Below are 16,317 nucleotides of genomic sequence, written 5' to 3'. Positions count from 1 at the left end.
AACAAAGTATTAAATATAGTCTCAGTCTAGGAATTGATACTTTATTTTCTGGATTTGTCGTCTGTTTCCCATATATAGATCGCCAATACTCCATACGTACCCCAATCACAAACAACTTTTGAGCGATTACAAACGCGCGATCGAAAGTATCAACGATCGATCTACATATTTAGAAGTCATTAGCTTTAATATCAAACTTTTATTAACAAAACTTTTATAGGCAAACCAATGTTAAATTTTGAAAATGACTCTGCATTTACACCAGAGCAAGTGATGGAAAATCGGGGGAGGATCGCCATATTCATTGACGGCTCCAACCTGTTTTATGCGGCATTACAACTGGGGATCGAGATTGACTACACCAAACTCTTATGGCGCTTGACTGAAGGCTCAAGACTTCTAAGGGCATTTTTCTATACAGGGGTCGATCGCACCAATGAAAAACAACAGGGCTTCTTACTCTGGATGCGTCGGAATGGCTACCGTGTGATCTCAAAAGAATTAGTCCAACTACCCGACGGTTCTAAAAAAGCTAACCTTGATGTAGAAATAGCCGTAGACATGATGGCTTTGGTCGGCTCGTATGATACGGCGATTCTCGTTAGTGGGGATGGCGATCTTGCCTATGCTGTAGACGCAACTAGCTATCGAGGCGTGCGGGTAGAAGTTGTTAGCCTGCGTTCTATGACGAGCGACCATCTGATCAACGTAGCCGATCGCTACATTGACTTAGAGGCAATCAAAGAAGACATTATGAAAGTGTCAAGACCTCACAATAGCGGTTATACCTATCGCCCAATTTCAGGGGTAGCAACGCTTGAGAATGATATTTAAGCAAAACTTAAGATCCTTACAAAAACCTTCGCGTGATTCCTATCTCGAACTACCCATTTAGGTAGATTTTAGGATATGTGGCATTCAAGTAATTTTTGTAAGGATTTTTATATTTGTTAGGCATTGGGGTTGACTGGAGCTTACGCGATCGATTCTCTAGGTTTTATCGCCCAAATCAACAACTTAGGCTCCTGATATAATTAGTCCAGTCTAAAAATAGTCTGAGTACTGTTATATTTGGCTTAAGGTTCTTTGTTGTCTTGTGGCGTTTAAAGCCTAATCTGCACGAGCTTTAATCAGCGCTTAAAAATTTAGTCTGTTGCGATTAAATTCAGAAATTAGCATCATTAAATGCATAAGGTTGACACAAACGACCGTAGTTAATATATTATAGAGTTCGCCGTAAACTGCGTTTCCACGGAAACGTCAACATGCGTCGGCAAAAAATAGATTCAACATAATTTTAGGGAGATGACATAGTGGCTCGCATTGCTGGGGTAGACCTTCCTCGTGAAAAGCGCGTCGAAATCGGGTTGACGTATATATTTGGCATAGGGCTCTCTAGTGCTCAGAAGATTCTGGCAACTACAAAAGTTAACCCTGACACTAGAGTTAAAGATCTTGATGACGCTGAGGTAACTGCCTTACGTTTCGAGGTTGAAACCAACTATCAAGTTGAGGGAGATCTGCGCCGCCTAGAGGGCTTGAATATTAAGCGTTTAGTCGATATTGGTACCTTTAGAGGTAGAAGACATCGATTAGGGTTGCCTGTACGCGGTCAACGTACAAGAACCAATGCTCGGACTCGACGTGGTGGTCGTCGTACGGTTGCAGGTAAGAAGAAAGCTCCTGCTAAGAAATAGAGTTTGGATTTACATTGTCATTGACAATCTCTGCCTATTTCAAATCTCAACTCAAATCTCAACTAGGTCAGCAACTTGTGACATACATAGTTTCTGGCTTAATAACTGATGACCTACCCTTAACTGCTCGATCGAACGTTGGGTAATCATCTGTTAAAACATCCCCATAAAACCTACTGAAATAACTACTGAGGCTCAGAACTAAACTATGGCTCGCCAACCAACGCGTCGGACTGGAGTGCGCAAGCAAAAGCGCAACGTACCCAATGGGATTGCCTACGTGCAGTCCACTTTCAATAACACCATTATTACAATTGCTGATACGGGCGGAGATGTGATTTCTTGGTCTTCTGCTGGTGCCAGTGGTTTTAAAGGTGCCAAGAAAGGCACTCCTTTTGCCGCGCAAACTGCCGCCGAATCCGCAGCTAGACGAGCGATGGAACAAGGGATGCGCCAAGTAGAAGTGATGGTGACAGGTCCAGGTTCTGGGCGGGAAACAGCTGTTAGAGCATTGCAAGCCGCTGGATTAGAGATTACTTTGATCCGCGACATTACACCCATTCCTCACAACGGCTGCCGTCCACCCAAGCGTCGTCGCGTTTAATCCTTGGACTGTCAGTGGTATTTAGATAGGTAGAGTATCTAACCAGACAAAGAAACAAGAAAGGCATTGGTGCTTTTTTCTTGATTTCTGGCTTCTATTTTTACTTGTTCAGACTATATCGGTGAAAAAATGGCACAATTTCAGGTTGAGTGTATTGAATCTTATACGGATAAGACCAACAGCCAGTACAGCCGATTTGTACTGGAACCCTTGGAAAGAGGGCAAGGAATTACAGTCGGTAATGCCCTGAGGCGAGTACTACTCTCTAATCTGGAAGGTGCGGCTGTTACTGTCGTTCGTATTGCTGGAGTAAACCACGAGTTTGCTACCATTCCAGGCGTGCGTGAAGATGTACTGGATCTCCTTTTAAATTTAAAAGAATTAGTACTTAAGTCTTACAGTTCTGCACCTCAAATTGTGCGCTTGATGGCAAGAGGTCCTGCAACCGTTACAGCAGGAGATTTTCACCCTTTGCCTTCTGATATAGAAGTAGTCAATCCCGATCAGTACGTTGCTACCCTTTGCGAAGGGGCAACCCTTGAGATGGAGCTAACCATTGAGAAAGGCAAAGGCTATCGCTCTGTTGACCGTTCTAAAGAGGATCACAATTCCCCAATTGATTCGCTCAAGATTGATGCGGTATTTATGCCTGTGAATAAGGTGAAATACGATGTCAGAGATGCTCGAATTGGTGAGGGTGTTGACAAAGAGAGCCTCAGTATTGAGATCTGGACAAATGGCAGTATTACGCCTCAAGAAGCACTAAGCCAAGCTGCAAGCGTTTTGGTAGGTTTGTTCTCGCCTTTACAAGAAATCACCTTGGTTCCCTCTCGTCCTGAGCCATCAGACGATCAAGATGAAACCAAACAAATTCATATTGAAGAGTTGCAGCTTTCGGTCAGAGCTTATAACTGTCTCAAACGCGCTCAGATCAATACCGTGGCCGATCTTTTAGAGTACACCCAGGACGATTTGCTAGAGATCAAAAACTTTGGTCAAAAGTCAGCTGAAGAGGTGATTGAGGCTCTAAAGCGCCATCTCGGTTTAACCCTGCCCGAATCTAAGACCCCCAAGCCCGTATAAAGCAAGTCCGTATAAAAATCTTTGGTACTCACCAAAAATCTTTGAAACTTTAGTCTAGACCCTAAGAAAATCATGCGTCACCGTTGTAAAACTCCCCAACTCAACAAACCAGCCGATCAGCGTAAAGCCCTGCTTCGCACGCTTACCACCGATCTGATCCTCAGAGGTGAAATCAAAACAACCAGAGCTAGAGCCGATGCGATTCGTGCTACAACCGATCGCATCATTACCCTTGCCAAAAACGGCTCACTTCACGCGCGTCGTCAAGTGCTGGCCTATCTCTATAACAAGTCCGTCAAGCAAGGGGAACCTGTTAAGCCCCAAATGCGTACTGCCAAAACCAAGCTACTTCCAGACGATGAGCAGGTGAAGCGCCTCGTCGATTTGTTGTTTGAGCAAGCTCCTACCCGTTATGGCGATCGCGAAGGGGGTTATACCCGCATTCTGCGCACAGTGCCTCGCCGTGGTGACAATGCTGAAATGGCAATCATCCAGCTCGTTTAAATTACAAACCATCCTCTAGAAACACCCGAAGCGATCGCGCTCAAGGCAGAAGGTTCTGTCTTTTGTCTGTTGACTACTATGATTCACGTTGACCCTCTACCCATGCCCTCTCTCCCTACTCGGAGAGTTGCCCTTGTCATTCAATACTTGGGCACGCATTTTTATGGTTGGCAAAGACAGGCAAATCATCAGAGCGTACAGCAAACGATTGAGGATACCTTGACACAAATCTGCAGACACACTGTGGTGCTACATGGGGCGGGACGGACGGATACAGGCGTACATGCCTTGGCTCAAGTCGCGCACTTTGACACCCATAGTCCTGTGCCACCAGACCGTTGGTCAAAAATACTCAATAGTTACTTGCCACGAGACATTCTGATTCGGCAATCTGTGGGGGTTCCTAGCAACTGGCACGCCCGATTTTCTGCTGTCTGGCGGCGTTACCGCTACACCATCTTTACGGCGGCAATTCCCAATCTGTTTGTGCGAGATTACAGTTGGCACTACTATCTCCACACCCTCGATCAGGAACTCATGCACTCAGCGCTTGAGCCGATGCTAGGAGAACAAAATCTTTCGGCATTACAGCGTGCGGGTTCAAAACGTCCCCATGCTTGGTTGACGGTTCAAGAAGCCAAGTGCTGGCGCGAACGGGATTTTGTGTTTATGGAGATGCAAGCCAGTGGCTTTCTCTATGGCATGATCCGCCTGTTAGTGGGGCTACTTGTGGAGGTGGGGCGATCGCGTCTGAGCGTGGCAGAGTTTACAAATATTTGGCAACAGCAGCGACGTAATGATGTGAAGTATGCTGCCCCGCCTCAAGGACTTTGCTTGTTAGGAGTGGGTTATGATAATAGTCCATTCTTCAAGCAAGAGGTTGCTAACCGAGAGGTGCTAACGATGATTACTTAGAAGAGATGAAGTAAAGCACTTCTCGCCCAACTCTAAAAAGTCTTTCGTTCTTGATTCCTGATTTTTACTTAATGACTGAAATCCCATGACAGATAACTCTTTTAACGAAAACAGAACCTTTTTACCTAAGAAACCAGACCAAAAATGGTATCTCGTTGATGCCTCTGGTCAACGCTTAGGTCGTCTTGCTAGCGCGATCGCCATGATCTTACGCGGCAAAAACAAGCCTACTTACACACCTCACCTTGACATGGGTGATTTTGTGGTTGTAATCAATGCAGACAAAATCGCTCTGACTGGCAAAAAAACTTCTCAAAAGCTCTACAGACGTCACTCTGGTCGCCCTGGCGGGATGAAAGAAGAAACCTTTGATAAGCTAATCAAACGCGTACCAGAACGTCCTCTAGAGGTTGCTGTTAAAGGTATGTTGCCTAAAAACACTCTTGGTCGTCAACTATTTACCAAGCTCAAGGTTTACAGTGGCGACAGTCATCCCCATGCCGCTCAACAACCTGAAACCCTCGCGATCAATACTATTCCTGGAGAGAAATAACCTATGCAAGCTACCGATCAATCTAATCGCGCGGTTTACTGGGGCACAGGTCGTCGTAAGACCGCTGTTGCCAGAGTTCGTTTGGTGCCAGGTAGTGGCAGCATTACGATCAATGACAAACCAGGCGATCTCTATTTGCAATTTAACCCCAGCTATATTGCTGGTGTAAAAGCTCCCCTAGAAACTTTGGGTCTAGAAAATGAGTATGACATTCTGGTCAATATTCATGGTGGTGGGGTTACTGGACAGGCAGATGCGATTCGGTTAGGTGTTGCTCGTGCCCTATGTGAGTTAGCCCCTGAGAATCGCAAGCCTCTCAAAACAGAAGGCTACCTTACCCGCGATCCCCGCGCTAAAGAACGGAAAAAATACGGTTTGCGCAAAGCCCGCAAAGCGCCTCAATACTCAAAGCGTTAATCTTGTTTGCTTTAGCAAATTACACAAAAGCTTCAGAAGCCTGCCTATGCAGGCTTTTTGATTAAAAGACCTATCTGTAGACTAGGTAATAGGGGGCAATTTAGAGCTTAAGAAAGATATCGGCAAAATCTGAGTTAAGCCATAATAATTCTCAATAGTCTTTTACCTTTATTTAACGTGAATTTGGGATAAAGATTTTGAGACAAAATATTGGTTATATAAGGGAGCAGGGCAAGCACACACCATCCATCGCCCCTACCCAATTTTCGTAGGGGCAGTGGATGGTGCGTGCTGCCCTGATTATCTAGATAAATTAGGAAGGATTTATCTAGGCGGATTTGGAATTATGAAGAGATCAGAAAAATCGACTACTAGATCAGAAATTTTAGATGTTCTTATCCCGAATTCACGTTTATTTAGCAATCCTTAATCAATTGTCAATTCTGTGGAATCGCCGTATTTGCTTCCATGTCAGGCAAAATATCGATCCTATAAAGATTCTTATCAGTCAACTCCCAGAAAATATCTTGTCAACGAAAAATTTTTCTCAGCTATAGAATTACTATGAAACTTGCGAAAAAGAATCTGTCACAAAGGCTCGATCGCATCTATGACGCGATCGTTGTTGGTGGTGGGGCAGGAGGCTTATCAGCAGCGCTTTATCTGGCGCGTTACCGTCTTTCTTGCCTCGTGATCGAGAAAGGTAAAGGTCGTTCTTTTTGGATGCAGAATCTGACGAATTATTTGGGACTGTCCCATGACACCTCTGGGCGAGACTTACTAAAAGACGGGCAAGATCGCTTTCTAGAACTTGACGGTGACTATTTACGGGGCTTTGTCGAAGAAGTTACTGACGAGGGTGAAACCTTTGCCGTCAAAGTTAAAATTGGCAAAGAAAATAGTGAATATGCTACGTTTCGTACCAAGTATGTTGTAGCGGCGAGTGGCATTATTGATAAATTGCCCCAGTTAGAAGACATGCAAAATGTCTATGACTATGCAGGCTATAACCTTCACGTCTGTATGATTTGCGATGGCTATGAAATTGGCGATAAACGGTGCGGTCTATTTGTTGGCTCTGAAGCTGCGATCAATACAGCCTTTGTGCTCAACTGGTTCACCCCCTATATCAGCGTGATTACCCACGGCACTTGCGAAGTCGGAGCCGAAATGCGTGCGAAGCTTGCCGAACATGGCTATCCACTCTACGAACAGCCGATCGCCAAATTTTTGGGACATGACCACAACATGACAGGTGTGCGTTTTGTCGATGGCTCAGAGCTTGAATTAGAGACGGGTCTGGTGGCAATGGGATCGCATTATCATAATGGCTATCTCAAAGAGATCGATCTCAAGCGCAGTGGCGAGAATTTAGTCACTGACGAGATGTGTCGTACTTCTCATCCAAGAATTTTTGCCCTTGGCGATCTTAAACAAGGTCTCAATCAAATATCGATCGCCGTGGCAGATGGCACATTAGCTGCAACGGGCATCTGGCGAGACATTCGCCGCAGTTCGCCGCCCCGTCGCTGGGAAGAGCATGTCAAGGACAGCGCACCCTAATGCTCCAAATCACCAAAAACACCGCCCTCGCGATCGAGGAAATTAGTATTAGCGCCATCCGATCGCAGGGGGCAGGCGGTCAAAATGTGAATAAGGTCGCTACGGCAATTCATTTGCGCTTCGATATCAACGCATCCTCCCTATCGCCGATCTACAAGGAACGACTGTTGAATTTAAGCGATCGCCGCATCACAAAAGATGGCGTGATTATCATTAAGGCCCAACAGCACCGTACCCAAGAACAAAATAAAGAAGATGCCTTAAAACGCCTCCAGCTCTTGATTCAAAGTGTGACGATCTTGCCAACAAAGCGTAAACCTACCAAGCCCTCACGCGGCGCTCAAAGCAGACGGCTCGATCGTAAAACCAAGCGTGGCGAAATTAAAGCCTTAAGAGCCAGCATTACTGATTTGGATTGAGTGTTTCGAAAAAGTTGCTGGGGCACGGACTGCTCAATCGCGCTCTAAGAATCTTGCGAGGGCATAACCGTAAATACTGGAGGCTTTCATACAGGCGTGGAGATTTTTGACTTCGGATTTAAAAAATTACAGCTTTATCTACGAATTGACATGGGGCAGATGAATTCATAGAAATTCGTCAAGTCTTCATAAAGGGGCTTGATTGTGGTGCTATGATCGCCCACGAGACAAACGGATTGAGATGAAAAAATTCATGAATTGGTCAATTGCGATCGCTCTAAGTGCCACACTAGCAGGATCTAGTGCCCCCTTACCCACAAATCTAAACTCTGAGCTAAATCCCAACGCCTCTGCCAGTGCCACAGGTTTAACCAATTTTGGCAATGTCAAACCCTTTGACCCGTTAACCTTTTTACCCTACAACCAACGCATTGCGCAATTAGAACTCAAAGCCAAGGCAAATGAGGCAAGCTTAGAGCGGAGCCGATCGCGCTTGACCCTAGCCAATCTTTACCTAGACAATAAAAATCCTCGTGCCGCGATCGCAGCCCTCGAAGGCTTAGAAAAAGAATATCCTCTATTAGCCGAATATGTCCTGCTCAAACGGGCGCAAGCATTTACCCAAGCCAGAGATGGTAATGCTGCCAAAGCCGTTTGGAATCAGATTCTTACCAACTATGCCAATAGTCCCGTAGCCGCAGAAGCCCTGTTTGTGACGGGGCAAACACAACAGCTATTACAAAAATTTCCTTCTCACCCGCGATCGCTCAGTGTAGCGCTGTCAGGCTTAAGTCAAAATCCTCAGCGTACCGATCTAATGGTTCACTTGGCATTCTATTTCAATGACTATAAGCAGATCGTACCTTTGCTCAATCGCCTCGTCGATAGTGGGGCAAGGCTAACTCCAGATCAGTGGTGGGCGGTGGCAGATGCCTATTACGACAATTTTGAATTTCAAAAATCAGCCAACGCCTATCTGAGAGCCACACCCAACTCTTTTACGGCTTATCGTATTGGACGTAGTTTGCATCGCGGCAAACAAATTGATGCAGCTCTAGGAGCTTACAATCGCGTCGCCCAGCAATATGCTCAAAGTCCTGAAGCACCAAGAGCTTTAATTCGGATTATGCAAATTGCTGACCCCAGTCAAGCGGTGACTGTTGCAGATCGGATTGTGGCAAGCTATCCCGATACGGCAGCAGAAGCGCTGATCGAAAAAGCCGATTTGCTGCAAGATAAACTGGGCAGTCCGCAGGCGGCGAGTGTGGCGAGAAATCTCTTGTTAAGTCGCTTTCCCAACACCAACGAAGCAGGAGAGATCTACTGGCGCATTGCCAAAGGTCATGCCAATGCGGGGAATCTCAAGCAGGCGATCGCTTCCGTTCAGATTTTAACGAATAATGCTCCCGACAGTGCGATCGCGGCAGAAGCAAGTTTTTGGGGTGGAAAATGGGCAACTCGCATCAGCGATCGCAACGCTTCGCGACAGTTGTTTGAATTTGCCATTCGCAAGCACCCAGATTCTTATTTCGCTTGGCGATCGGCAAGTTATTTAGGCTGGCAAGTGGGAGACTTTACCACGGCTCGAAATATCAATCTTCCACTCAGCCTCCCTAGCATTCGCACGGGCTTACCCGCAGGCTCAGCGCAGTTCCAAGAACTATATATCTTGGGGATGAATCAGGATGCCAGCGATCGCTGGCAGTTTGAGACGAGAGGCAAACGCAGCTTGACCCCAAGGGAAATCTTTACGGATGGTGTAATTCGGGTTGGGGTGAATGACAACCTTCAGGGTATTCGTAAGTTAGAGAGCCTTGATACGATCGATGTCAGTGCTGCCGAACGCGCCGAAATTAAAATTTTGCAGCAACAGCCGATCTATTGGCAGAGCCTCTATCCTTTCCCCTATTGGAATCAAGTCGCAAATTGGTCGCAGGAACGAAGACTTCCTCCTGCGTTAGTATTGGGTCTAATGCGGCAAGAATCGCGGTTTGAAGCACAGATTCTTTCGCGATCGGGGGCAGTAGGCTTGATGCAGATTATGCCTGATACGGGTGAATGGATTGCTAGTAAGAAGGGTGTAAAGGGCTATTCGCTCAGCAACCCTGAAGACAATATCAATTTTGGTACTTGGTATTTGGACTATACCCACCAGCGCAACGGCAATAATTCCATGCTGGCGGTAGCTAGTTATAATGCGGGACCTGGGGCGATCGGGCGATGGGTAGAAAGTCGGGGACTAGGCGATCCTGATGAGTTCGTCAATAACATTCCCTATGAGGAAACCAGAGGGTATGTGGAACGGGTATTTAGCAACTATTGGAATTACTTGCGCATCTATGCACCTCAAGTACAGCAACAGATCGGTCAGTTGCAGTCTTCTAGGCTAAATGTCTCTGGGAAAAATTAACTACCCTGAGTTCGGCATAAAAAGACCAAGCCCATCTATTTGTGGAGTGCTTCCCTACCCTATGGGAAGTTGCTTTGTAGCGAGAGAAAGGCTATCGCGCATACAAGATGATTTATACCAATTTCAGCTTTTTATTCTTGCTCTAATGAACATATCTGTCTGAGCGTACATTTTCCACTTCAAGTAGTATCCTATTCTGGATTTATATTGGGGCAAAATAGCTTTGACAAGTTCTCTAGCCATACTGTTTAAATCAAATTGCATAAAAGAGTACTTATTGATTCTAAGAATCTCAAAGTCCAGTCGCGCCAAAATTCCTATCAAGATATCTTCAGATGCGAAACTCAAATGATCGGGTAGGCAGAAGGGACGAGGTTGATCGTTTGCTGAGAAACCTGCCGCATCTCCTGTCTCTAAAATGAGTTCTCCTCCTGGGTTTAATAATTTTTTCACCGACCTTAGAAACGTAGGTGGATCGGGAAGGTGGGAATATACGTTTAACATGGAGATGACATCGTATCTTTCTTCGTGCGACTCTATGTCGAAATAGCTGACATTTAAACCTCGGCTTATTGCCGATTCTTGTTTGTGGACGTTCGGCTCCGTTCCTTTTACGGTAACTTTCCCAGAACTATATTTTTGAACGGCTGTCATAAATTCTCCATGTCCGCAACCAATATCCAGCCATGTTTTTTTACTGCCTAAATCTCCTTTGAATAGATTCTCCAGCACCTTAAGATATTGGGGGATTTTGCTCGGTCTGAACCTACCCGTCACATCAAATTCCTTGACGCCAACATGCTTCCCTTGTTTGTGCGCTTGAGAGATTTCACGATCGTCTGGACGATTCTCAACAAACAAGAGCCCGCATTGGTCGCACTTCACTAATGAGAAGCCGTTCTCTTCAGCATAGAAGGTATGTTGCCTCGATCCACAGTTGTAGCACTCAGAGATTTTCATTAGCTCCCCTATGTAGTTAGGTATAGTGACTTGTTAATTTGCACAAGGTAGTAATTCTGACCGAATAAACCAATTCTATTGCTAGAGTAGTTACAATAGGGTTCGCACTCAAAGTAGTGTCACAATCTCTGAACTTAAAGTTATGGTGGAAAAAGTAGTTGTTGGCTTGTCAGGCGGTGTAGATAGCTCTGTTGCAGCAGCATTATTGCATCAGCAGGGGTATGACGTGACTGGCTTAACCCTATGGTTAATGCGAGGTAAGGGGCAATGCTGTTCGGATGGTATGGTCGATGCCGCTAAAATTTGCGAACAGTTAAACATTCCCCATGAGATTGTCGATAGCCGCGATGTGTTTGAGCAAAACATTATTAACTATCTAGTGACAGGCTATGCGGCAGGCAATACCCCTCTGCCCTGCTCGCGCTGTAACAAAGCCGTAAAATTTACCCCCATGTTGCAATATGCAAGGGAACAGCTAGGCATTAAGACGATCGCTACGGGACACTATGCCCGCATAAATTTCGATCCTGATTCTGGACGTTATCAGTTGTATCGTGCTGTCGATCGCACCAAGGATCAGTCTTACTTTTTATATGAAGTGCCGCAAACCGATCTCGGTCATTGCGTGTTTCCATTAGGCGAACTCACCAAAGCCGAAACTCGTCAGATTGCTACACAGTTTGGACTGACGACTGCCGAAAAACCAGAAAGCCAAGATTTATGCTTGATTGAAGCCCATGGTTCAATGCGAGAATTTCTCGATCGATACATTTATCAGCGCAAAGGTAATATTGTCGATACGCAAGGCAATATTTTGGGCGAACATGACGGTTCGCATCATTACACGATCGGTCAGCGTAAAGGTTTGGGCGTAGCAGCAGCAAATCCTCTGTATGTCGTGGCAATTGATGCAGGTAGAAATGAGGTAATTGTGGGCGATCGCTCGGAAACTCAAGCACAGGAATGTACGATTAATCAGATCAACTGGGTATCTCTCGCTCCTGCAACGAGTCCAATTCGGGCAGAGGTGCAAATTCGCTATCGTACCCCCCCTGCGCCAGCCACAATTGTTCCCTGTGAAACCAATCGCGCTCGCATTGTGTTTGACGAACCGCAGTTTAGTATTACGCCCGGACAAGCGGCGGTGTTCTATTCAGGTGACTTGTTGTTGGGCGGTGGTTTAATCGAGCCACTATAAGGAAGAAAAACTGAATACAGTTCCCGTTGTTTATTTGACTATTCTTTGGCTTTGTACTGGGCTTTCACCTACTAGCGGTACGCGATCGCTCTTAATGCTCACTCACTGTCAGCAAAACTGGTGAAAACTACCAGCAGATATATAGGGTTTCAGGTTTTCCGATCCCGAACTCGCGTTAAAATAGTAGCCTAGAATAACAAATCTTAACTCGACAAGCATAGGAGCATATCGATCGTGACTGAACCTACACAAACTCCCCAAGCAACCGATCCAAAGTTTGGGTTTAATACCTATGCTGAGCGTCTAAATGGGCGAGCTGCGATGATCGGCTTTTTGTTAGCGGTTGTGATTGAATTTGTCACAGGACAAGGCGTGCTGGCATGGCTAGGCTTGATTAATGTTGCTTAATCAGGGCTTTACGCATTAACGCTGATGCAATGTTAATGCGTAAGTGATTATTTCGCATGGACAAAGACTTAACGAAACTAGATTGAACAATTTAGCTTGGGCATGATCAAGAACCTTTTTTTCTGGATTGCAGCTTCGACCTGGTTACTCCTCGATCAAGCCACAAAATATTTTGCCGTACAACATCTTAAAGGAGTTAGCACACACCCTCTCTGGGAAGGGGTGTTTCACTTAACCTATGCAGTCAATACTGGCGCGGCATTCAGCCTCTTTAGCGGTCACACTGATGGGCTAAAATGGGTTTCTTTTCTGGTTAGTGTCGTTCTGATTGGGCTAGGACTTTGGCATAATGGGCTCGATCGCTGGGAGCAGGTCGGCTATGGCTGCATTTTGGCAGGGGCAATGGGGAATGGGATCGATCGCTTTGTCAGTGGCTATGTAGTTGACTTTTTAGATTTTCGCTTGATTCGCTTTCCCGTATTTAATATTGCGGATATCAGTATTAATGTCGGTTTGGTTTGTCTGATGATTGCTGTGTTGCGCAGTGCTAGCCCCAAGCGATCGAGCTGATAGCAAGGACGATCGAACGATTCCTTGGAACCAGAGAATCCATTGCGAAGGTTTTGCTCTCATCGGAGATAGTGCTATTGCCCCGTTGCCAGCCCTGCTTTGCGTAGGCGATCGGACTCAGGCTCCATCCAAGCATAAACAAAGTGACTGACACAGTTGATTTTTGCTTCCTTTTGTCGGATCGCTTGCATTTGGACTTCAAAGCTAGGATGTTCTCTAAAGCTTTGTCCCCAAGCACCCGCTAAGATCGGACAGACTAAGGTTTGTGGGGACGATTGACGTAGGACTTGCGATACTTGATCGGCTACGCAGGTTCCATCGGCACAGATAGCATAGGTCATAGGATGTCGTTCCATATAAATGGGGAAACGATCCCAAGCTTGCATGCGCATATCAAGTCCTCCTGCCTCCGCGCGATTTCCATTGGGGAAAAACACAGTTCCCACGGGAACGCGATTTTGGCTGAGGGGCAAAGCGACAGAAGCCACAAAATCGATGACACCGTTGTAGGCATGGTTGGTGGCTAGCTGCCACAGCATTCTTTGGGCAAGTTCTGCGGCTCTCACGGGGTCTGAAGTTTTATCTCGCAAGGACTGGGCTGAATTTTTGTCGCCGTTTTCAATATTGATGATATCGTTCGCAGTGACAGTGCCAGTCTCTAAAAATAGCGCCATCAATTTCCGAATCGCAGGGTTTGGAATGCGGCTGAGCAAGGCTTTCCGCGAAGCCTCGCCATAAATCCATAGTTGCTTGACATTGTTGACCAGAGAAGTACCAGCAAAGTTGGCGGGATAGCGAACGTAGTCGAAAACCATGCCATCGGGTTGCCTTTTATTTAAGGCTTCAATCGCAGTCGTTAGATCGGTTCTGGCTTGGGCATTGTAAGGATCGACAAACAGATGATCGCGCTCGTAGGCATCTTCATAAAAAGCACGACCCTTGGCAAATTGCATGGGATCGAATTGGGTTCTGGCAATGCTATTCTCACCTTTTCCATTTAAAGCAAACACAGCGGTGCGATCTCGGTTTTCCCCATAGCCATAGCCAAAATTCATGGCAAATGACCAACCATAGACTTTTAAGCCCCGTTCCTTGCCGAGGCGAACGGTTTCTGCCCATAGGTCGTAGTCTGGCTTTACTTCCCCCCCTTTTACCGCTTCCTCTAGCACCGATCGCCAAGGCGTAGGATTGTCAGCCACAGGTAACAGCACCCGCCCATCGTATAGGACTTCGACAAAAATCTGGTTATAGCCGCGATTGACAACGCGATCGAGCACGTCCTCTAGCACACCAGGTTTGGCATCATTGGGATATAGCCTAATCCAGACGGCTTCGGTTTTCGGCCAAGTGCGATCGCGGCACTGCTCTAATTGGATCTTATGCTTCGCTAAAATTGCCCCATATTCCTGCTTAGACTTGGGTTTTGGATTGGTGGTGAATGCAGCTTTACGTAACTCGTTTTTTTGCGCGATCTCGGCTTTGTTGACATCACAGGTCGGTTTGCCCCAGAGCGTTGTCTCAGGTAAAGCTCCAGCAAGGGCATTTTGGGGTCGGTTTGAGATCTGGCTTAGAAAAAGAAAGGAACTGCAAGCTAGGAAGAGAAGATTGGCTACTTTTATGCCATTTTGGCGATTTATGCGTTGATAATTGATGCCTTGATGGATGGGGCGATTTACAAATTGTTGCATTCTTTTGCTCTTTACTCCTGCCTGTCGTACAGCAATAAAGACGCAAGCATAGCTTAGAATGTGTCAAACTTGACGATGGGTGTTACGAATCTACGCCCTAGTTACAAAAGCCGAAATCACTAAGCCAAAAGCACTAAACCAAAATCACCAAGGTTGAACGCAAGTACCATGCTGCAAAATCTTTCAAAGATAAATCCCGAACCCCCAGAAGATCGAGAGGAAGAGGAGGATGATAACTTTGAGTCCTATGCCTTCCACGAACCTGGCAGCCCTCCCGGAACGCTCATCATTGATGAAGATGCTACGGTTCCAAATATCTTTCTGATTGATTATGCTGCGGATACGGCAGTGGGGGTACAACTTTCCACTCCCGAAGATTGCATTCCCTATTTAGATACTACCTCTGTTTCGTGGGTAGATGTGCAGGGACTAGGCTCTGAGGATGTGCTCGTCAGGTTAGGGCAGGTATTTCAACTACATCCATTGGCTTTGGAAGATGTGGTCAATATTCCACAACGTCCTAAAGTCGAAGAATATGACGATCAATTACTCATGATTATGCACATGGTAATTCCCAAGCCAGATCATAAAGGATTTACAAGCGAACAAGTCAGTTTGATCGTCGGCAAACATTACCTGCTCACTGTTCAAGAAGAACCAGAAACAGATGCTTTTGAGCCTGTGCGCCAACGCATTCATCGCGATCGCGGCGCAATTCGAGAGCAGGGGAGTGATTATCTTGCCTATGCCCTAATTGACGCAGTCATTGATGGGTTTTTCCCCGTACTAGAAGACTATGGCGAGCGATTAGAGGAACTACAGGACGAAGTTGTCGATAAGCCCACGCAGAATACTTTAGATAAGATCCATAAAATTAAGCGAGAACTTTTGCAACTGCGCCGAGCGATTTGGCCACAACGAGATGCGATCGGGACTCTCGTTCGAGATGAAAGCCCTTTAATCAGCAAATCTGTGCGGGTCTATTTACGTGACTGCTACGATCATACCGTGCAACTAATCGACATGGTAGAAACCTATCGCGAACTTGCCTCTAGCTTATTGGAAGTCTATTTGTCTTCGATTAATAATGGCATTAATGAAGCGATGCGGTTTTTAACTGTAATTTCAACAGTATTTATTCCTCTAACCTTTATTGCAGGGGTTTATGGGATGAATTTTGACTCTTCTGTACCAGGGAATATGCCTGAATTAAGATTTCCCTATGCTTATGTCATGTGTTGGGGGATGATGCTGACGATTGCAGGCAGTTTGTTATTTTACTTTTGGCGTAAAGGCTGGATATTTCCGACAAAAAGCTGAAGAGTTAA

General features: G+C 45.9%; 17 protein-coding genes. 15 read left to right on the top strand and 2 right to left on the bottom strand.

All coding sequences use genetic code 11. The features are described 5' to 3' along the window. The first annotated feature begins 228 nt into the window (after window positions 1-228). The 11 genes from ACP2WE_RS00325 to ACP2WE_RS00275 all read left to right on the top strand — a co-directional run bounded on the left by ACP2WE_RS00325 (window position 229) and on the right by ACP2WE_RS00275 (window position 10,165). Window positions 229-834 (top strand): LabA-like NYN domain-containing protein, encoded by a 606-nt coding sequence (locus ACP2WE_RS00325; protein ID WP_330483477.1) that lies wholly within the window; start codon window positions 229-231, stop codon window positions 832-834. A 479-nt stretch (window positions 835-1,313) separates the two neighbouring features. Beyond that, complete coding sequence (gene rpsM / locus ACP2WE_RS00320) at window positions 1,314-1,697, top strand: 30S ribosomal protein S13 (RefSeq protein ID WP_330483476.1); 384 nt, start codon at window positions 1,314-1,316, stop codon at window positions 1,695-1,697. Window positions 1,698-1,905: 208 nt separating this feature from the next. After that, on the top strand, window positions 1,906-2,301 hold the full coding sequence (gene rpsK, locus ACP2WE_RS00315; RefSeq protein ID WP_330483475.1) for a 30S ribosomal protein S11: 396 nt from the start codon (window positions 1,906-1,908) through the stop codon (window positions 2,299-2,301). A gap of 129 nt (window positions 2,302-2,430) precedes the next feature. Further along, entirely contained in the window at window positions 2,431-3,384 is a 954-nt protein-coding gene (locus ACP2WE_RS00310; protein WP_330483474.1) for a DNA-directed RNA polymerase subunit alpha, read from the top strand. Window positions 3,385-3,456: 72 nt separating this feature from the next. Next, window positions 3,457-3,888 carry a 50S ribosomal protein L17 gene (gene rplQ / locus ACP2WE_RS00305; protein WP_425213624.1) on the top strand — a complete coding sequence of 144 codons (432 nt, stop codon included), beginning with the start codon at window positions 3,457-3,459 and terminating at the stop codon, window positions 3,886-3,888. A 102-nt stretch (window positions 3,889-3,990) separates the two neighbouring features. Then, window positions 3,991-4,803 carry a tRNA pseudouridine(38-40) synthase TruA gene (truA, locus tag ACP2WE_RS00300; protein WP_425213623.1) on the top strand — a complete coding sequence of 271 codons (813 nt, stop codon included), beginning with the start codon at window positions 3,991-3,993 and terminating at the stop codon, window positions 4,801-4,803. Window positions 4,804-4,888: 85 nt separating this feature from the next. Continuing rightward, window positions 4,889-5,356: a 50S ribosomal protein L13 gene (gene rplM, locus ACP2WE_RS00295; RefSeq protein WP_330483471.1), complete on the top strand. Its 468-nt coding sequence runs from the start codon at window positions 4,889-4,891 to the stop codon at window positions 5,354-5,356. 3 nt (window positions 5,357-5,359) lie between these two features. Continuing rightward, on the top strand, window positions 5,360-5,773 hold the full coding sequence (gene rpsI, locus ACP2WE_RS00290; protein WP_425213622.1) for a 30S ribosomal protein S9: 414 nt from the start codon (window positions 5,360-5,362) through the stop codon (window positions 5,771-5,773). A 564-nt stretch (window positions 5,774-6,337) separates the two neighbouring features. Then, window positions 6,338-7,336: an NAD(P)/FAD-dependent oxidoreductase gene (locus tag ACP2WE_RS00285; protein WP_425213621.1), complete on the top strand. Its 999-nt coding sequence runs from the start codon at window positions 6,338-6,340 to the stop codon at window positions 7,334-7,336. After that, window positions 7,336-7,755, top strand: coding sequence for an alternative ribosome rescue aminoacyl-tRNA hydrolase ArfB (gene arfB / locus ACP2WE_RS00280; protein ID WP_425213620.1), 420 nt, complete (start codon window positions 7,336-7,338; stop codon window positions 7,753-7,755). Before ACP2WE_RS00285 ends, arfB begins: the two co-directional genes overlap by 1 nt. A 253-nt stretch (window positions 7,756-8,008) precedes the next feature. After that, window positions 8,009-10,165, top strand: a complete 2,157-nt coding sequence (locus tag ACP2WE_RS00275) for a lytic transglycosylase domain-containing protein (protein ID WP_425213619.1) — start codon at window positions 8,009-8,011, stop codon at window positions 10,163-10,165. A 123-nt stretch (window positions 10,166-10,288) separates the two neighbouring features. On the opposite strand, the gene ACP2WE_RS00270 is transcribed toward ACP2WE_RS00275, so the two are convergent. Beyond that, on the bottom strand, window positions 10,289-11,125 hold the full coding sequence (locus ACP2WE_RS00270; protein WP_425213618.1) for a class I SAM-dependent methyltransferase: 837 nt from the start codon (window positions 11,123-11,125) through the stop codon (window positions 10,289-10,291). Between the two features lie 142 nt (window positions 11,126-11,267). On the opposite strand from ACP2WE_RS00270, the gene mnmA reads away from it, so the two are divergent. The 3 genes from mnmA (at window position 11,268) to lspA (ending at window position 13,301) form a co-directional block, all read left to right on the top strand. Next, window positions 11,268-12,323 carry a tRNA 2-thiouridine(34) synthase MnmA gene (mnmA, locus tag ACP2WE_RS00265; RefSeq protein ID WP_425213617.1) on the top strand — a complete coding sequence of 352 codons (1,056 nt, stop codon included), beginning with the start codon at window positions 11,268-11,270 and terminating at the stop codon, window positions 12,321-12,323. 234 nt (window positions 12,324-12,557) lie between these two features. After that, on the top strand, window positions 12,558-12,731 hold the full coding sequence (locus ACP2WE_RS00260; protein ID WP_425213616.1) for a CAB/ELIP/HLIP family chlorophyll-binding protein: 174 nt from the start codon (window positions 12,558-12,560) through the stop codon (window positions 12,729-12,731). 102 nt (window positions 12,732-12,833) lie between these two features. Continuing rightward, window positions 12,834-13,301 carry a signal peptidase II gene (lspA, locus tag ACP2WE_RS00255; RefSeq protein WP_425213615.1) on the top strand — a complete coding sequence of 156 codons (468 nt, stop codon included), beginning with the start codon at window positions 12,834-12,836 and terminating at the stop codon, window positions 13,299-13,301. Between the two features lie 74 nt (window positions 13,302-13,375). Here lspA and ACP2WE_RS00250 read toward each other — a convergent pair whose 3' ends face one another. Next, complete coding sequence (locus tag ACP2WE_RS00250) at window positions 13,376-14,989, bottom strand: glycoside hydrolase family protein (protein WP_425213614.1); 1,614 nt, start codon at window positions 14,987-14,989, stop codon at window positions 13,376-13,378. A gap of 168 nt (window positions 14,990-15,157) precedes the next feature. Between ACP2WE_RS00250 and corA the strand changes: the two genes are divergently transcribed. Beyond that, window positions 15,158-16,309: a magnesium/cobalt transporter CorA gene (gene corA / locus ACP2WE_RS00245; RefSeq protein ID WP_425213613.1), complete on the top strand. Its 1,152-nt coding sequence runs from the start codon at window positions 15,158-15,160 to the stop codon at window positions 16,307-16,309. Window positions 16,310-16,317: the final 8 nt, after the last annotated feature.

It is taken from the genome of Tumidithrix helvetica PCC 7403 (genome assembly GCF_965232925.1).
GTDB classification, from domain to species: Bacteria; Cyanobacteriota; Cyanobacteriia; order Pseudanabaenales; family Pseudanabaenaceae; genus Tumidithrix; species Tumidithrix helvetica.
This window is presented reverse-complemented; position numbering and strand designations above follow the sequence as displayed.

Bases quoted from the DNA above. Each gene is read 5' to 3' on its own strand.
- ACP2WE_RS00275 (WP_425213619.1), top strand. From the start codon at position 8,009: ATGAATTGGTCAATTGCGATCGCTCTAAGTGCCACACTAGCAGGATCT.
- truA (WP_425213623.1), top strand. From the start codon at position 3,991: ATGCCCTCTCTCCCTACTCGGAGAGTTGCCCTTGTCATTCAATACTTG.
- lspA (WP_425213615.1), top strand. From the start codon at position 12,834: ATGATCAAGAACCTTTTTTTCTGGATTGCAGCTTCGACCTGGTTACTC.
- arfB (WP_425213620.1), top strand. From the start codon at position 7,336: ATGCTCCAAATCACCAAAAACACCGCCCTCGCGATCGAGGAAATTAGT.
- rpsK (WP_330483475.1), top strand. From the start codon at position 1,906: ATGGCTCGCCAACCAACGCGTCGGACTGGAGTGCGCAAGCAAAAGCGC.
- rpsI (WP_425213622.1), top strand. From the start codon at position 5,360: ATGCAAGCTACCGATCAATCTAATCGCGCGGTTTACTGGGGCACAGGT.
- mnmA (WP_425213617.1), top strand. From the start codon at position 11,268: ATGGTGGAAAAAGTAGTTGTTGGCTTGTCAGGCGGTGTAGATAGCTCT.
- ACP2WE_RS00325 (WP_330483477.1), top strand. From the start codon at position 229: ATGTTAAATTTTGAAAATGACTCTGCATTTACACCAGAGCAAGTGATG.
- corA (WP_425213613.1), top strand. From the start codon at position 15,158: ATGCTGCAAAATCTTTCAAAGATAAATCCCGAACCCCCAGAAGATCGA.
- ACP2WE_RS00250 (WP_425213614.1), bottom strand. From the start codon at position 14,989: ATGCAACAATTTGTAAATCGCCCCATCCATCAAGGCATCAATTATCAA.
- ACP2WE_RS00270 (WP_425213618.1), bottom strand. From the start codon at position 11,125: ATGAAAATCTCTGAGTGCTACAACTGTGGATCGAGGCAACATACCTTC.
- ACP2WE_RS00285 (WP_425213621.1), top strand. From the start codon at position 6,338: ATGAAACTTGCGAAAAAGAATCTGTCACAAAGGCTCGATCGCATCTAT.
- ACP2WE_RS00310 (WP_330483474.1), top strand. From the start codon at position 2,431: ATGGCACAATTTCAGGTTGAGTGTATTGAATCTTATACGGATAAGACC.
- rplM (WP_330483471.1), top strand. From the start codon at position 4,889: ATGACAGATAACTCTTTTAACGAAAACAGAACCTTTTTACCTAAGAAA.
- rplQ (WP_425213624.1), top strand. From the start codon at position 3,457: ATGCGTCACCGTTGTAAAACTCCCCAACTCAACAAACCAGCCGATCAG.